The organism is Burkholderia latens, from assembly GCF_001718795.1.
GTDB classification, from domain to species: domain Bacteria; phylum Pseudomonadota; class Gammaproteobacteria; order Burkholderiales; family Burkholderiaceae; genus Burkholderia; species Burkholderia latens_A.
The window spans coordinates 391,586-407,010 of the sequence record NZ_CP013437.1 but is presented as its reverse complement, the minus strand read 5'-3'; the positions used below and the strand labels follow the sequence as shown (position 1 = coordinate 407,010).

The following is a 15,425-nucleotide window of genomic DNA, read 5'->3' as shown; positions in this document are numbered from 1 at the left end:
TCCTGCATCACCGTTCGCCGATGGGCCTCCGCAACGGGATAACGGTGAGCGAGCGGATCCCCTGTGCGCCGCGCACCAGCACGCCTTCGATGTCGGCGGTTGCCGACGGTCCGCTCATCAGCACGGCGTAGTTGGCCGCGAAGAACTCGCTGCGGTGATACGCGTGATGGAGGTTGCCGACGATGTCGGCGGGGTCGAGCAGCGCGACCAGGTGTTGCGACAGGTAACCGAGCGCGTTGACGTCGTATTGCGCCTCGCTGAGCCAGATCGAGCCGGTTTCGGCGACGGCGAACGCCGGGCGCACGATCCCGACGTCGACGTCGTTCAGCGCGCGCGGATCGTCGATCGCGGCGAGATCGCGGTTGCCGTCGAACTCGGGCGTGGCCGAGCAGAACACGGACGCGCCGGGAAACCGGGAGCGCACGAACGCGTCGAGCGACGCGTTTTCGGGCATCGCGCACCACGTCCCGCCGAGTCGCGCGAGCGACGCCCTGAACGTGTCGACGGCAGGCGGCAGAGCCGTATCGAACAGCGGCACGTCGGGCAACGGCCGGGGCGTGGGACGCACGTCGCGCAAACGGGAAAGAATCAGGTCTCGGCTGCTCATTTCTTGTTCCTCTTCAGATACCAGTCGCGGAAAGTCTGCTGGGGTGCGTCAGGCACTTCTCGATGCTTGCCCCACACGTTGAGCGGGTTGTAGAGCACGGCGCGCGGCAGTACCGATACCGCGGTGCCGGCCGTCTTGACGGCTGCGCGGTACAGCGCCGGCCGCGACAGCACCTGTCCGGCGACTTTCATCGCCTCCTGCTTGACGAACGGCAGTTCGTGCTGTTCGGCCACGATCTGCCGCCACTTGTAGATCTGCTCGTGGATATTGATCTTCACCGGACACACGCTGGTGCAACTGCCGTTCATCGTCGACGCAAACGGCAGCGAACTGTACTTGCGCAGGTTGAAGGTCGGGTTGATGATCGCGCCGATCGGCCCCGAGTAGACGCCGCCATAGCTGAGCCCGCTGCTGCGTCGATAGACCGGGCACGTGTTCATGCACGCGCCGCAGCGGATGCATTTGAGCGAATACCAGAAGTCGTCCATGCCGAGCCGCTCGGAGCGGCCGTTGTCGACCAGCACGAAATGCATTTCGCCGCCTTTCTTCGGACCGCGGAAGTGCGACGTGTACTGGGTGATCGGCGAACCGATCGCATTGCGCGACAACATCCGGATGAATACGCCGAGATGCTCGAGCTTCGGAATCAGTTTCTCGATGCCGATCGATGCGATGTGCAGCGGCGGCACGTTGGCGCTGAGGTCCGCATTGCCTTCGTTCGTGCACACGGTGATGCCGCCCGTTTCGGCGACCGCGAAGTTGCATCCGGTCATGCCGGCATCGGCGTTCAGGATCAGCGGACGCGTGGCGTTGCGCTGCGCTTCGGCGAGTTTCGGGATGTTGCTTTCGTTCGGGTCGGTGCCGATCTTCTCGGAAAAGATTTTGGCGACGTCGGTGGCGAGCTTGTGCACGGCTGGCACGACGATGTGAGAAGGGAGCTCGTCATCGAGCTGCTGAATTTGCTCGCCGAGGTCGGTTTCGACGACAGTGATGCCGCGCTCCTCCAGATACGGGCGCATCTCGCATTCCTCGGTCAGCATCGACTTGCTCTTCACGAGCAGCTTCGCGTGACGGCGCTCCAGGATCTCGTACACGATCCGATTGTGTTCTTCGGCATCCTTCGCCCAGTGGACGATCACGCCGTTGGCGGTCGCGTTGCGCTCGAATTCCTCGAGATACTCGGGCAAATGCGTGAGCGTGTGCTCCTTGATCGCCGACGCAAGCGTGCGCAATTCCTCCCATTCGGGGATGGCGTGCACCTCGGCATCCCGCGACGTGCGCAGTTCCCAAAGACGCTTGTCATGGAACTGGATGTGCTTTTCGTCGGCGATGAATTTCGCGGATGCGCCGACGTGGTCTACGCGTTTCATGCTCGTGCTCCATTGAGGATCTGTGCGATGTGGATGAATTTCAGCCCCAGCTCCAGGCGGTCCGAGCAACCTTTCTGGTGCATCAGGCACGACGAATCGGCCGACACGATGTATTCCGCGCCGTTGCGCTTGTGGTCGCGCACCTTGTCCGCGCCCATGCGCGCGGAAACCGGTTCCTCCGATACGCAAAACGTGCCGCCGAAGCCGCAGCATTCGTCGGGCCGATCGGGCTGAATGAACTCGATACCCTTGACGCCCTTGAGTAGTGTCAGCGGCTTCGAGAAGAACGGCTCCTCGATCTCGGACATCTTCGCTGTGCGCAACGCGCGCAGCGTGCCGCAGCTGTTGTGCAGGCCGACCTTGTGCGGGAATTCGGCCCATGGAAATTCCCGCACGCGCAGCACGTCGTGCAGGAATTCGACGAGCTCGTACGTGTTCTTGCGCACGGCGACGGCATCGCGGGTCTGGTCGGCTGCGGTCAGGTGGTCACGCACGTGGTGCACGCAGCTGCCGCTCGGCGCGACGATGTAGTCGTAGCCCGTGAAATTCTTGACGAACAGGTTCTCGGTCGCGGCGGCCTGCCTTTCGCAGCCGCTGTTGCCCATTGGCTGGCCGCAGCAGGTCTGGTCGAGCGGATAGTCGACGTCGCAACCCAGACGCTCGAGCAACTGCAGCGTGGCGATCCCGACGTCTGGGTAGAACGCGTCGATGAAGCACGGAATGAAAAGGGCGACCTTCATGGAATTCCTCCGTTGAATTGAACGCTCGGGGCGAAAGCGTCAGTGGTATGCGTGATCGTTCGACACCCTGCCGCGGAATACCGAGTACGCGACGCAGGTGTAGAACACGATGAACGGCATGACGAACAGGCCTGCGCCCCAGAACATGAACGTCTGGCTCGCTCGCGGCGCGGCCGCTGCATCGAGCGTCAGGTCGAACGGCACGATGAACGGCAGATACGATGCGGCGAGCATCAGCACCATCGCGATGCATCCGCCGGCGGCGAACAGATAGGCCGACGCGCCGTCGCGCCGCGCCGCCGCAGGCGCGCAAAGGAACGTCGCGCATGCTGCGACGGGCAGCGCGAACAGCAGCGGATGCAGGAGCCAGCGCGTTTCGACGGTCGTCTCGGTCAGCAGCGTCGACGCGAGTATCGACAGCACGAACAGTGCGGTGATCGGCGCGAGCCTCGCGATCGCGTCGCGACCGATGCGCTGCGACGCGCGTTGCCCTTTCAACACCAGCCATCCGGAGCCGAGCAGCGCATAGCCGAGCGCGAGGCTGACGCCGCACCAGAACGAAAACGGCGAACACCATTCGAAGCCGTTGCCTGCGTAGCGCAGCTGATCGACCGGCAGCCCGTGCGCGTACGTGCCCACGCATACGCCCTGCATCACGCTGGCGAGCAGCGAGCCGACGAACAGCAGCACGTCCCAGATCCGGCGCGAGCGCGCCGCCTTGTGGCGAAATTCGATCGCGACGCCACGCATGATCAGCCCGGCGAGCATCAGACAAAGCGGCGCATACAGCGCAGGCAGCACGATCGAATACACCGACGGAAACGCGCCGAACAGGATCGTGCCGGCGATGACGAGCCACGTACCATTGCCGTCCCATACCGGAGCGATCGACGCGATCATCTCGTCGCGCGCATCGCCGGCGAAGGCCGTCAGCATGCCGACACCGAGGTCGAACCCGTCGAGCATCAGGTAAGCGACGAGCGCGAACGCGAGTTCGGCGAACCAGAACCAGGTCATCATTGAAGTTCTCCTGATCGAATCTTGAGGACGTCGCGGCGCCGCGCGTGCACCGGCAGCGCGGCGGGCGCATGCGTTTGTTGAATCACGTGACCATTCCAGACGGTCAGCACGTTGCCGATGACGAGGCCGCGCCGCACGATCCGTACGATGTAGTACACGCCGAAGCAGAAAATGAATGCGTATATGGCGACGAACAGCGCGAGCGTCGCAGCCGCGAAGTGCGCGGTCAGCCCGGGCGTCAGCGCATCTGCGGTGCGCAGCACGCCCCATACGGTCCACGGCTGGCGCCCGACTTCGGCGGTGAACCATCCCGCGAGGATTGCGATGAAGCCGAGTGGAAAGCTGCATGCGAGCGGCCAGAGGAGCCAGCGCCGTCGTTCGAGCCGGCCGCGCCGGGCCGCGACGGTGCCCGCCCACGCAAGCGCCAGCATGATCAGCCCGCAGCCGGCCATCACGCGGAACGCGAAGAATGGAATCAGCACCGGCGGCCGGTCGGCGGCGGCAAAGTCGGTGAGGCCGACTTCGCGCGAGTCCGCCGTGCCCGACGCGATCAGACTGCCGAGCACCGGTACTTTCCATTCGAAGCGGTTGCGCTCGTGCGCGGCGTCCGGAATGGCGAAAATCACTTCGGCGGCAGGTTGTTCGTCGGTCCATCTTCCCTCGACGGCGGCGAATTTGGCCGGCTGGTCGTCGTGCAGATAGTCGCCGGTCAGATGGCCGAACAGGATCTGCAGCGGGACGAGCGCGGCAGCGAGCGTAACCGACATCCGGACCATGAGCGTGGCTTCGACCCGGTAGCGGTCCTTCAGCAGATAGGCCGCGCCGACGGCAGCCACGCAGAATGCGGTCGTCAGGTACGCACCCAACAGCATGTGCGGGAAGCGTACCCACACGACGTGGTTGAAGATAATCGCCGCCCAGTCGGTGGGCGCGAATATGCCGTTTTGTACGACGTATCCGACCGGATGCTGCATCCATGAGTTGTTCACGAGGATCCAGAAGGCGGACATCGTCGTACCCGCCGCGACGAGGATGCACGAGGTCAGATAGAACCAGGGCCGCACACGCGCGCGTCCCAGCAGCATCACACCGAAAAACGTCGCCTCGAGCGCGAACGCGGTAAACGATTCGTAAGTCAGCAGCGGCCCCTGGATCGGGCCGCTCGCGCGCGACAGCTCGCTCCAGTTCGTACCGAACTGGAAGGCCATCACGATGCCCGAGACGACACCCATGCCGAACGCGACGCCGAAAATCTTCAGCCAGAACTCGAATACGCGGCGATACACGCGATTGCCCGTCGCGATGGACATGGCCTCGAGTACCGCGAGCCACGCCGCGAGGCCGATCGTGAAAGACGGGAAGATGATGTGAAAGGAGACCGTGGCCGCGAACTGGATTCGGGACAACAGGAGGGCCGTTGCTTCCATGCGTACGCTCCATTGCGAGATTGCATTGCAATGGAGTGTCGGCGCGGGGTGTTGCTCGGGCGTTGCAGATTGCCGCGGCTGCGTTACATTTGAAACAAGCGCCGCACCGGCTGGGCCGATCGCATGGTGCGCGGCCGGCCCGGTCGCCCCGTCAGCGCAGCACGCGGGCGAGCGCGTCTGCGAGATCGCGCGACTTCAGCGGCTTGCGCAGCACCATGCTCACACCGAGCGCGCGGGCTTCACGTTCAAGCGAGGCCGTGCTGAAGCCGCTGCACAGGATCACCGGCAAATCCGCGCGCCGGCCCGCGATGCGGGCCGCGAGCTGGAGGCCGGTCAAATTCGGCATCGTATGGTCGGTCACGACGACGTCGAAGCGGGCCGGATCGGCGTTCACGGCATCCCATGCGGCCTCGCTCGATGAGAATCCGACCGGCTCGTACCCGAGATCGGCCAGTACGTCTTCCGCGAGGCGCACGAGTGTTTCTTCGTCGTCGATCACCAGCACGACCTGCCCGTTCCCTCGAGGCGGCGGGACCCCGTCGGCACGCGGCGCCGGGCGCGCGTCCGCGGCGGGCAGAAAGACGTCGAAACGCGCCCCTTTCCCCGGCGCGGAGTGCACGTCGACTGCGCCGCCGTGTTCGCGGACGATGCCGTCGACGAGCGACAGGCCGAGGCCGGTCCCCTCACCGGCGGGGCGTGTCGTGAAAAACGGGTTGAAGATGCGTTCCAGTATCTCGGCCGGAATGCCGCAACCGTCGTCCGCGACGGTGAGCCGCAGGAAACGGGCGGCGCGCAGCGCGCCGTGCGACAGCGAGCGCGGTGTGTCGACGCTGACGACGTCGAGTCCGATATGCAGCGTGCCGCCGGCACGCATCGCGTGGATCGCATTGCCGCAAAGGTTCATCACGACCTGGTGCAGATGCGTGGCGTCGCCCAGCACGTAAGCATCGCGGGCGCTGATGCGTACGTCGAGCGCGACATGCGGCGGCAGCGTGGCGCGCACGAGTTCCACCGTTTCGTCGACGACCGCGCCGACGTCTACCGGCTCCCTCGCCGTCGGGCCGCTGCGGCTGAATGTCAGGATGCGCTCGACCAGCAGCCGTGCCCGTTCCCCGGCTTTCAGCACCTGCTCGATGTCGCAGTGCGCGGGCGCGTCGGGTGCGACGCCGGCGAGCGCGCGATCGCCGAATCCGAGAATCGCGGCGAGGATGTTGTTGAAGTCGTGCGCGACGCCGCCGGCGAACGTGCCAAGCGCTTCGAGCTTCTGCGACTGGCGCAGTTGCCGTTCCAGGCCGTGTCGCGCTTCTTCGTCGGCCAGGCGCTGCGTGATGTCCTCGACGGTGGCGATGATCAGGTCTTCCGCGTCCGTATCGGACGGCTGATGTGCCGAAAACACACGCGCGACGCTCATGTCGGTCCACACCACGCGGCCGTCGCGGTGCACGTAGCGCTTTTGGAATCTGACGCGGTCCTGGCCGCGCACCAACTGGTCGATGTGCGCCTGCGTGAGGGCCCGATCATCGGGGTGCGTGATGTCCGATGCGCGTCGCTCGGAAAGTTCGCGATCGCTGTAGCCGACCATCTGCTGAAACGCGGGGTTCGCCATCAGGTAGCGGTCGTGCGCACGCAACACCAGGATTCCGACCGGCGCGTTCTCGAACACCGCGCGCCAGCGCTGTTCGCTCGCGCGCATTGCCCGGTTCGCGTGTTCGAGACGCCGCATGTACGCGGTCAGCACATACATCAGCAGAATCACGCACAGGCTCACGGCGCCGACGCGGAACGTCGTGTCGTGCGCAAAGGCGACCATAACGAGGAGCACGGCCAGACACGCAGCCAGCATCATGGCCCGGTAGCGTCTCGCGCGCCACAGCGTTCGGTGATAGGGCGAGTTGTTCGGCATCGACGTTCAGTCCTGCTGCGGCAGTCCGGCGACACGCGCGGATGCCGCTCGAGCCGCGCGGCTTGCGCGCTGCGTCGGCAATCGCGTCGCGCTACTTGCGTCGCGGGCCGTGCGCGCACGCGGCAGGTGCCCGCTCACACCGGCGTTCCGTTCGTCCATCCGCCCGCCGCGCTCAACCGGGTGACCGGCACGTCGAGCACGTAGCCCGCGCCGCGCACGGTACGAATGAAGACCGGATGCGACGGGTCAGGCTCGATCTTGCGGCGCAAGCGCAGGATCTGGACGTCGATCGAACGGTCGTACACGTCGTCGTACAGCCGGCTGGACTCGAGCAGCTGGTCGCGGGACAGCACGCGCCCGGGCGCCGCCAGAAATGCATTGAGCAGACAGAATTCGCCGTTGGTAAGCTCGACCGGCGTGCCCGCCGGATCGGTGAGCCGCCGCGTGCCAACGTTCAGTTCCCAGCCGCTGAACCGGTATGCGCGTGCGTCGTTGGCACGCCCGGTGGCGGGGGCCGTCGCCCCGGCCCGTCTGAGCAAGGCGCGGACGCGCGCAAGCAGTTCGCGATTGCTGAACGGCTTGGTCAGGTAGTCGTCGGCGCCGAGCTCCAGCGCCATCACGCGGTCGGCTTCGTCGCGTTTTCCCGAGACGATGAAGATCGGCAGGTTCGAGCGCGTGCGCAACTCGCGGGCGATCTGGACGCCGTCTTCGCCCGGCATGCGCAGGTCGAGAATCACGAGATCGATTGCAAATGATTCCAGCGCTTGGGCCATATCCTGGCCGCAAGCGGCAACCGTCACGCGGATATCGTTGTCGGACAGATAGCCGGACAACAGTTCGCGGATCGCCGGATCGTCGTCGACCACCAGCACGTGAGGAAGATTGGCGTCCGTCATTGCGCGGATATTCGTCGGGGGAACGGCTTGAATTATAGCCGTCCCGCATCTCCGGACGGCACTTCCGGCGCCGCGTCCTGCACCGGCTCGCCGCGCAGTGCGTGCTGCGCACCGGCACGCAGCAACGCAACGCCGAGCAAGGTCGCCCACGTCGCCGGCGACGGCGTGCGCTCCGCGAAATCCGCTGCACCGCTTGCCGCGGCCGGCGGCGCCGGCTCCGCGTGCAGTGTGTCGACCATCTCTCGTGTCGCCGCATCGCGCAGCGCGTGCAGGTGCACCTCGACCCACAGCGGGAAGCACTCCCATTCGGCGGCGATCTGCGCGGCATCGGCGGCGCGGAAACGCCAATCGTCCATCGCGCATGGCCGCATCCAGGCCAGCAACTGCGGGCGGTCGCGGCGCAGGATTTCAACCAGCAACTCGCGCTTATGCTTGAAGTTCGCATAGAACGCGCCGCGTGTGTAACCTGCCCGCTCGACGATATGCTCGACGGTCGTATCTGCGAAGCCTTGCGCGACGAAGCAATCGCGCGCGGCAGCGACGAGACGTTCGCGCGTGCCGAGCCGGCGTTGGGCACGGGTAAGGCGGGCGGGTTCCATATCGTGTGTATCTCTCATGCGGTGGTAACGACCGGCGCGGCGCACCGCCGCGCCGCGCGAAGCAACGGCTCGACCCCGGCGACTAGAACGAATAGACGAGATCCACGTGCGTGATGAGCGGATTCGTGTGCACGTGCAGTGTCGTCACGTCATGCGTTCCCGCCGCGTTTGTCGCGTCGGTGGTCAGCGTGGTCGACATCGGGATGTACATCGCAGACACGTTGAGGCCGAGGTGCTTGCCCAGCGCGACATTGAAGCCTGCTTCGAATGTCGGATTCCATGACGCACTGAGCGACGACCGGGTCGTGCAGCCCGGGCCGCACGATCCGTCGAGAAACTGTTTATTGGTGATGTGCGTGTCGACGTACCACGTGTAATTCACGCCCAGACCGACGAACGGCCGGAAACGGGCGTCGGCGGCGAGAAAGTGATAGCGCAGCGCGAGCACCGGCGCGAGCGGCTTTGCCTGACCGAGCACGCCGTAGCCGGCGAACGACCGGTCGCCGACCAGGTCGCTGGTGAACGGCGTGCCGGCGAGGAACGCTATGCCGACATGATCGGTGAACTGGTACTCCGCCATGAGGCTGAACGCATTGGACGTCGCCACGTGGCCGCCCGTATCGGGCAGCGCGCGATTCACCGGCGCGCCGGCCACGCTCTGCACGAACAGGTCGCCGGAGCCGCTTTGCGGCATGATGTGCAGCCACCCGGCGCCGAGCGACACGCTGCCTGCCGCCTGTGCGCGCGCGTCGCCGGCGAGCGACGCGATGCCGATCCCGACGGCGGTCGCCATGCCGAGTGCGCGGGTCGTACGTTTGCCGTTCCACATGTCTCCTCCTGATTGTCCGACGGATAGTTCCCGTGATCGACGGACCGGCCGTTCCCGATACAGGGGAATGGGTCGGTGCGCCATTGCATGTTTCGTCTGAATAATTCGCACAACGATATATATGGTGCGTGCGCGGGCAGCATCGAAACCGATGCACGCCCGCCGGTGAGGCGGGTGCGGCGCCCGCCCGCGTCAGTGCGCCTGCGGCTGGACGTCGACCGTGAACGTGAACGGATAGCGACCGAGCACCGCGTGTGCCGCCGCCTCGAACTGCGCGTCGCGCAGCGTGACCACCACCGTCATGCCGCCCGAGCCGCCGGTCTGGACGTCGACCGATGCGCCGGCCACGCCGTTTTCCGCAAGCGCGACGCTCAGTGCGTCGCCGGTTTCGCGGCGCTTGAGCTCGGGCTTGAAGATCTTGCCGACACCGGTGAGCGGAATCGCGTCGACGATGCGAATCTGCTTTGGCTGCGCGGCGCGCTCGGCGATGTGTTGCCGCGCGAACGCTTCCAGTTCCTGCTCCGATGCCCGTGCGCCGGGTTTCAGCTGGACGTAGGCCATCGGCACTTCGCCCGCGTGTGCGTCGGGGCGGCCGATCGCTGCGGCCAGCTGCACCGCCGGATGCCGATGCAGCGGCTCCTCGATGGTCGCCGGGTCGATGTTGTGGCCGCCGCGGATGATCAGGTCCTTCCTCCGGCCCGTCAGCCAAAAGTAACCGTCGGCATCCTGGCGGCCGAGGTCGCCGGTGTCGAGCCAGCGTCTGCCGTCGCCGAGATCGATCCACAGACGCTCGTTCAGCGCGGCATCGGTATAGCCGGCGAATACGTTCGGCCCGGCGATGACGATCGAGCCTTCCCCGCCGGCCGCGCAGTCGCGCAGGTAGCGTCCCGCGGCGTCGAGCACGACGGTCTTCATTGTCTGGAGCGGCACGCTCAGTCCGATCGATCCGGCGCGGCGCTCGCCGAGCGGCGGATTGACGCTGCTCACGCAGGTGGCTTCCGTAAGGCCGTAGCCTTCGAGAATGCGGATGCCCGTCTTTTCCTGAAACGCGCGCAATACTTCGACCGGCAGCGGCGCCGCACCGCACAGCCCGTATTCGAGCGAGCCGATCGCATGGTCGCCGACCGGCACGTCGAGCAGCGCTGCGTACAGCGTGGGGACGGCACTGAAGAAGTTGATGCGATGGTGCGCGACGATCTCCCAGAATCGCCCGATGACGCCTTCCCCGCGATAGCCTTGCGGCGTACCGAGCACGACGTGCGCGCCGCGCGAGAACGGCAGCAGCCCCGTTACCATCGCCGCGTTCACATGAAAGAGGGGCAGCCCGCAAAATATGGTCTTGCCGGGGCCGATGCTGTCGCCGAGAAATCGCGCGGCGCTCCACGCATTCGCCACTTCGTTGCCGTGACTGCGCATCGCGATCTTCGGCAGACCGGTCGTGCCGCCGGTACAGAAGAACGACGACATGTCGCCGGGTGCGAACGTACGGGGCTGCGCGAGCGCCGTGCCCGACTCGCACGCGATCGCCGCGTCGAAGTCGTGAAGCGCGATGCGCGACCGGCCGTGCGCCGCGTCCATAGCCGCGCCGGCGGAACCGGCCGACGCGGGCGCGCCCGAAGCGTTCCCCGGCCCGCCGCGCGCATCCCGCGCCGGATTCACCTGAACGAGATGTGCGAGCGATTCGACGTCGTCGACGATGCTCGACACTTTCTCCCAGAGATCGAACCCCGGACACGGCCCGAGCGTGACCAGCACGGACGCGCGCGATGCGTTCAGCAAGTCGGCGATCGCGCGCGCGTCGAGCAGCGGGTTGATCGCGCACACGATGCCCGCCGCCTGGCCGCCCCAGATCACGAAGTGCGTTTCGGGAAGATTGGGCAGCACGTAGGCGATCACCGAGTCGGCGCGCACGCCGAGCCGCACGAACAGATTCGCGGTGCGGGTGATGTCGCGCAGCAGCTCGCGATAGGTCCAGCGCCGCACGTCGCGGTGCGTGCGCGCGTCGGCGAAGAACGACAATGCCGGGGCGCACGGATCGATGTCGGCCCCCGCGCGGATCATCGCGTAGGTGCTGGCCGGCAGGTCGGGCGGCATGCCGCACGCGTCGATGGCGGCCACATCGTGGCGGGTCGCGATGCCGTTCATGCCGCTTCGTCCATGATCTCGTTGCGCTGCACGCCCAGGTCGATCGTTCCGTCCGGGCTCGCAATCCGGGCCTCGACGATGTCGCCGGCTTTCAGGTATTGCGTGCGGTGCGCCTGCACCTTCATGAACATTTTCCACTTGACCGATTCGGGGAACAGCGCGACGACGCGCTGCTTGGCCGGCGACGGGATGCTGAGCGCGCAACCGGCCGGCGTGCCGGTGGCGAGCAGGTCGCCCGCGCCGAGATCGTGCACGCCCGACAGTTCCGTGAGCGTTTCGGCCGGGCCGTACACGAGATTCGCCGTCGAATCCTGCTGACGGACGGTGCCGTTGACGGACAACGTCAGTTCGAGCGTCTTCAGCTTCGGGAAATCGTGCCGCTCGAGCAGGCACAGATACGGGCCGACCGGCCCGAACGTGCGGAAGCTCTTGCCTTTGTAGAACTGCATTTGCGGGATCTGCACGTCGCGCGCGGAGTAGTCGTTGACGATCGCGATACCCGCGACGTATTCGTGCAGATTGGCGTCGGTCACCGGTTGATGGCGGGTGATGTCGCGCTTGAGCACGAGTCCCAGCTCGATCTCGTAGTCGAGAAAACGCACGTGGCGCGGCTTCACGACGCGCGAATCGGCCGCGACGATGCAGCTCGGCGCTTTCGTGAAGATCATGTTGAACTGCTTCGCGTCCGGGTCCATGCCCGACTCGATCATGTGCCGCCGGTAGTTCGCACCCTGGCAGACGAACTGCTGGTTGGCGGTCACGGGCGGGAGCCACTGCACGTCCGCTTCGGGAATGGTCGGGCCGTCGATCATCGCGAGCCGTTCAACCGGGTTCGCGGCGAGGAAGCTCGCGGTGGTGGCGAATTCGCCGGGAATCGGCGTGACGGCGCCGTTGGCGACGACGCCCCATTGGGCGCGGCCGCGGTGCCGGAAGTGCAGGACGTGCAGTGGCATGGTTGTCTCTCGTGAATCGGTAAACGGTGAAATCAGGCGAACAGCTTCGCGAGCGTGACGAGCTTGCTCAGCGTCAGATCGGGGCTGCGGCGCAGATTGCGCAACAGTGCCGCGACGCTGGACGGCGTGAAACGCGGCTTCGTGAAGCTGCGCGGCATGACGGGCCCCCATTGCGCCATCGCTTCGCGGCTGACCGGATGGATGCCCGTCGGCTCGTCCGCGGTAAACAGGTCGCCGTCGCAGTAGTGTTCGTGCTTGGCGCCCCACGGATCCTGCCAGTAATCGAAGATCTGGCTGCCGAGAATGTGCCGTCCGATGCCCCATGCGTGGGTCCAGCCGTTGTCGCGCAGCATCCGCTGTCCCATGCCGAGCGCGTCGGCATCGACCACCTCGAACGCACTGTGGCTGTAGGTGGACACGAAGCCCTGCGCGAGCGCGAGCGTGTGATGGTCGGCCGGCGTGTCGCCCCGGTCGAGCCGCATGAACGCCACGGCCGGCGAGCCGTCGGGCAGCACCTGGACATCGCTCGGGATGAAACCGAAATGCCGCGTGTACCACGCGCAGGTGGCTTGAAAATCGGCGACCTCGAGCACGACGTGACCGAGTCTGACGATCTCCGGCGGCGCGGCGGGCGGCCGCTGCGTCTCGTTGATGCGCAGGTGCATGTCCACGGAATTGAACGCGAGCGGCGCGCGATGCGGGAGCGGCGGCACGCGCGTCCGGCCCGTCACCGCATCGACGCGAAAGCCGGCCGGATCGACGAGCCGGACGCGATCGCCGCCGCCGGGCCATTCCGACGGTTCGATGCCGGATGCGCCGGGTACGCCGGTCAGCGCGTGGAGGTCCGACCGGCTTTCGACCTCGAGCCCGAAGCCGACGAACGCCGCCTTGCGCGCGCGGCGAACTACGTAGCAAAACGGCGACGTATCCGTGGCGCGCAACAGCAGCAACTCGGGCTCGCGCAACGCGGTTCGCAGCCCGAAGTCGTTGAGGAAATGCTCGGCGTCGTCGAGGTTCGGGCGCTCGAACATCAAATAGGCGAGCGTGGCGGCTTTCGTCGTCGGACGCGGGTGACGGGCGGGCTGGGCGGTGGTCAGTTTCATGGCGATGGCGCGTTCAGGTGGGTCGGATGGCAGATACGGCGGCGGACGGCACCGCACGCGGCGCGGTGCCCAGCAGCGACAGGCTGTCGCAAACGATGCGGCTCACGTGCGCCGCCGGTCCGTCGTGGACGACGGTTTTGTCGGGGCGCACGACGGCCACCCAGCCGACGGGCGCCACGCCCGGAAGGAAAGTGCCGTCGATGTCTTCCCAGCAATCGTCGCCGGCGGGATGCAGTCTTTGCCCGCGATGCGCGATCCGCACGATGGTGCCGCCCGCCCGCGCGAGCGCGGCCGCCGCGTCGGGCGCGAGTCCGACGCGCGGGTCGCAGCCGAATCCGATCAGCGTGTAGCCGCTGCCGAGCACGTCGTCGCTGAGCCGGGCCGCGCCGGCGGCGCCCCGCAGCCATCCTTGCGCAAGCAGTGCGCCCCGGGTGAGCCTGGCGCCGGAGCGGCCGCCCACGAACAGTCCGGAGCGGAATGCGTTCTTCGGCTTGATGCGCAACTCGTCGAATTGCGCGCGCAGCGCCGGCACGCACCGCATCGCACGCATCAGTCCGTGCGTCGCGAGCGCAACCGCCGCGTTGCGCGGCATCACCAGGCGCCCCATGAATTTCGCGAGCCGGATCATCGACTTCGCATGCGGCCGGCGCTCCGCGTCATACGTATCGAGGATGCGCGGATCGGCGCGGCCGAGCACGACCCATGCGAGCTTCCAGCCGAGGTTGGCCGCGTCGCGCAGCCCCGCGACGAGCCCCTGGCCGACGAACGGCGGCGTGATGTGCGCGGCATCTCCCGCGAGAAACACGCGGCCCTTGCCGAATGCGTCGACCGTGCGCGCATGGAAGCGGTAGACGGCCTTGCGTTCGATCGCGATGTCGTCGATGTCGCCCCACGGCGCGAGCAGTTCGCGAATGCGTGCATCGGACTCCATCTCGTCGCGGCGCTCGCCGGGACGAAGCATGAATTCCCAGCGTTCGCGCGCGCCGGGCGCGACCATGTGCGGCGTCGGGCGGCGATGATCGCAAATGAACTCGACATGATCGATCGGCCGCGGCACGTGACGCGCATCGACGATGAGCCAGTCTTCGGCGTAGGTCTTGCCGTTGAACTGCTGGCCGATCAACTGGCGTACGAGCGAACTCGCGCCGTCCGCGCCGACGACGTAGCGCGCGCGTATCGAATGCGTGTTCCCGCGCTCGTCGCGCAGCGCGGCGACGACGCCGTCCTGTTCCTCGACGAAGCCCTCGAGTGCCGTGCCGAGCGCGACGTGCACGTTGTCGCGGCCACGCAGTCGCGCGCGCAGGCAGCGCTCCAGGTCGGGCTGGTAAAACGTCACGAGTTTCGGGTGGCCGTCGAGCGTGCCGAGCGTGTCGATCCGGCCGAATTCGCCGAGCGACGGCGAGCGCATCCGGACGTACGGAATCGCGACCGTATCGAAATCGTGCTCGTCGACGCCGGCCATCTGCAGGATGCGCAGCGCGTCGTTGTCGAGTGCGATGGCCCGTGGTGCCATGAAGATGTCGGACGCCTTGTCGATCGCCACGACGTTCACGCCGTGGCCTGCCAGCAGGTTCGCGAGCGCGGCGCCGACCGGCCCGAAGCCGACGATCAGGATGTCGGTCGCCGACGGCAGCCCGCGCGCATCGGATGGCGGCATGTCGCCTGCGGCGTGCGCGCCTGTCGTTTCAAATGTCTCCACCTTGTCTCCATTCGTCTGTCGATCGCGGCCGTGGCACGCGATGGGATGGGTTCGATGACATTAAAATCATAGATGATGACTTTGTCAACGTAGACGTTTGAATCTATACTTCGACGCACCTCAGAACCGGATCC

Annotated in this window: 13 protein-coding genes; all 13 read right to left on the bottom strand. The window is 66.5% G+C overall.

Features of this window, described 5'->3' with window-relative positions:
• Positions 1-7: 7 nt before the first annotated feature.
• Positions 8-607 (bottom strand): LutC/YkgG family protein, encoded by a 600-nt coding sequence (locus WK25_RS17410; RefSeq protein ID WP_069242212.1) that lies wholly within the window; start codon positions 605-607, stop codon positions 8-10.
• Complete coding sequence (locus WK25_RS17405) at positions 604-1,977, bottom strand: lactate utilization protein B (RefSeq protein WP_012218178.1); 1,374 nt, start codon at positions 1,975-1,977, stop codon at positions 604-606. Before WK25_RS17405 ends, WK25_RS17410 begins: the two co-directional genes overlap by 4 nt.
• Complete coding sequence (locus WK25_RS17400) at positions 1,974-2,717, bottom strand: (Fe-S)-binding protein (protein WP_069242211.1); 744 nt, start codon at positions 2,715-2,717, stop codon at positions 1,974-1,976. The genes WK25_RS17405 and WK25_RS17400 overlap by 4 nt, the downstream gene beginning before the upstream one ends.
• A 39-nt stretch (positions 2,718-2,756) precedes the next feature.
• Positions 2,757-3,737 (bottom strand): cytochrome d ubiquinol oxidase subunit II, encoded by a 981-nt coding sequence (gene cydB, locus WK25_RS17395; protein ID WP_012218176.1) that lies wholly within the window; start codon positions 3,735-3,737, stop codon positions 2,757-2,759.
• Complete coding sequence (locus WK25_RS17390; RefSeq protein WP_069242210.1) at positions 3,734-5,164, bottom strand: cytochrome ubiquinol oxidase subunit I; 1,431 nt, start codon at positions 5,162-5,164, stop codon at positions 3,734-3,736. The genes cydB and WK25_RS17390 overlap by 4 nt, the downstream gene beginning before the upstream one ends.
• 151 nt (positions 5,165-5,315) lie before the next feature.
• A complete protein-coding gene (locus WK25_RS17385) occupies positions 5,316-7,067 on the bottom strand; it encodes an ATP-binding protein (RefSeq protein ID WP_083253037.1) in 1,752 nt (583 codons plus the stop codon).
• A gap of 134 nt (positions 7,068-7,201) precedes the next feature.
• Complete coding sequence (locus WK25_RS17380; RefSeq protein WP_054316319.1) at positions 7,202-7,963, bottom strand: response regulator; 762 nt, start codon at positions 7,961-7,963, stop codon at positions 7,202-7,204.
• A 32-nt stretch (positions 7,964-7,995) separates the two neighbouring features.
• Entirely contained in the window at positions 7,996-8,562 is a 567-nt protein-coding gene (locus tag WK25_RS17375) for a TetR/AcrR family transcriptional regulator (protein WP_069242208.1), read from the bottom strand.
• An 82-nt stretch (positions 8,563-8,644) separates the two neighbouring features.
• Positions 8,645-9,391 (bottom strand): OmpW/AlkL family protein, encoded by a 747-nt coding sequence (locus WK25_RS17370; RefSeq protein WP_069242207.1) that lies wholly within the window; start codon positions 9,389-9,391, stop codon positions 8,645-8,647.
• Between the two features lie 192 nt (positions 9,392-9,583).
• A complete protein-coding gene (locus tag WK25_RS17365) occupies positions 9,584-11,536 on the bottom strand; it encodes an acyl-CoA synthetase (protein WP_069242206.1) in 1,953 nt (650 codons plus the stop codon).
• Entirely contained in the window at positions 11,533-12,489 is a 957-nt protein-coding gene (locus tag WK25_RS17360; RefSeq protein ID WP_069242205.1) for a fumarylacetoacetate hydrolase family protein, read from the bottom strand. Before WK25_RS17360 ends, WK25_RS17365 begins: the two co-directional genes overlap by 4 nt.
• Before the next feature lie 32 nt (positions 12,490-12,521).
• Entirely contained in the window at positions 12,522-13,592 is a 1,071-nt protein-coding gene (locus WK25_RS17355; RefSeq protein WP_059545764.1) for a VOC family protein, read from the bottom strand.
• 13 nt (positions 13,593-13,605) lie between these two features.
• Positions 13,606-15,249: a bifunctional 3-(3-hydroxy-phenyl)propionate/3-hydroxycinnamic acid hydroxylase gene (locus WK25_RS17350; RefSeq protein ID WP_012218165.1), complete on the bottom strand. Its 1,644-nt coding sequence runs from the start codon at positions 15,247-15,249 to the stop codon at positions 13,606-13,608.
• Between the last annotated feature and the right edge of the window lie 176 nt (positions 15,250-15,425).

Bases quoted from the DNA above. Each gene is read 5' to 3' on its own strand.
- WK25_RS17405 (WP_012218178.1), bottom strand. From the start codon at position 1,977: ATGAAACGCGTAGACCACGTCGGCGCATCCGCGAAATTCATCGCCGAC.
- WK25_RS17365 (WP_069242206.1), bottom strand. From the start codon at position 11,536: ATGAACGGCATCGCGACCCGCCACGATGTGGCCGCCATCGACGCGTGC.
- WK25_RS17350 (WP_012218165.1), bottom strand. From the start codon at position 15,249: ATGCCGCCATCCGATGCGCGCGGGCTGCCGTCGGCGACCGACATCCTG.
- WK25_RS17390 (WP_069242210.1), bottom strand. From the start codon at position 5,164: ATGGAAGCAACGGCCCTCCTGTTGTCCCGAATCCAGTTCGCGGCCACG.
- WK25_RS17375 (WP_069242208.1), bottom strand. From the start codon at position 8,562: ATGGAACCCGCCCGCCTTACCCGTGCCCAACGCCGGCTCGGCACGCGC.
- WK25_RS17400 (WP_069242211.1), bottom strand. From the start codon at position 2,717: ATGAAGGTCGCCCTTTTCATTCCGTGCTTCATCGACGCGTTCTACCCA.
- WK25_RS17410 (WP_069242212.1), bottom strand. From the start codon at position 607: ATGAGCAGCCGAGACCTGATTCTTTCCCGTTTGCGCGACGTGCGTCCC.
- WK25_RS17355 (WP_059545764.1), bottom strand. From the start codon at position 13,592: ATGAAACTGACCACCGCCCAGCCCGCCCGTCACCCGCGTCCGACGACG.
- WK25_RS17380 (WP_054316319.1), bottom strand. From the start codon at position 7,963: ATGACGGACGCCAATCTTCCTCACGTGCTGGTGGTCGACGACGATCCG.
- WK25_RS17385 (WP_083253037.1), bottom strand. From the start codon at position 7,067: ATGCCGAACAACTCGCCCTATCACCGAACGCTGTGGCGCGCGAGACGC.
- WK25_RS17360 (WP_069242205.1), bottom strand. From the start codon at position 12,489: ATGCCACTGCACGTCCTGCACTTCCGGCACCGCGGCCGCGCCCAATGG.
- WK25_RS17370 (WP_069242207.1), bottom strand. From the start codon at position 9,391: ATGTGGAACGGCAAACGTACGACCCGCGCACTCGGCATGGCGACCGCC.
- cydB (WP_012218176.1), bottom strand. From the start codon at position 3,737: ATGATGACCTGGTTCTGGTTCGCCGAACTCGCGTTCGCGCTCGTCGCT.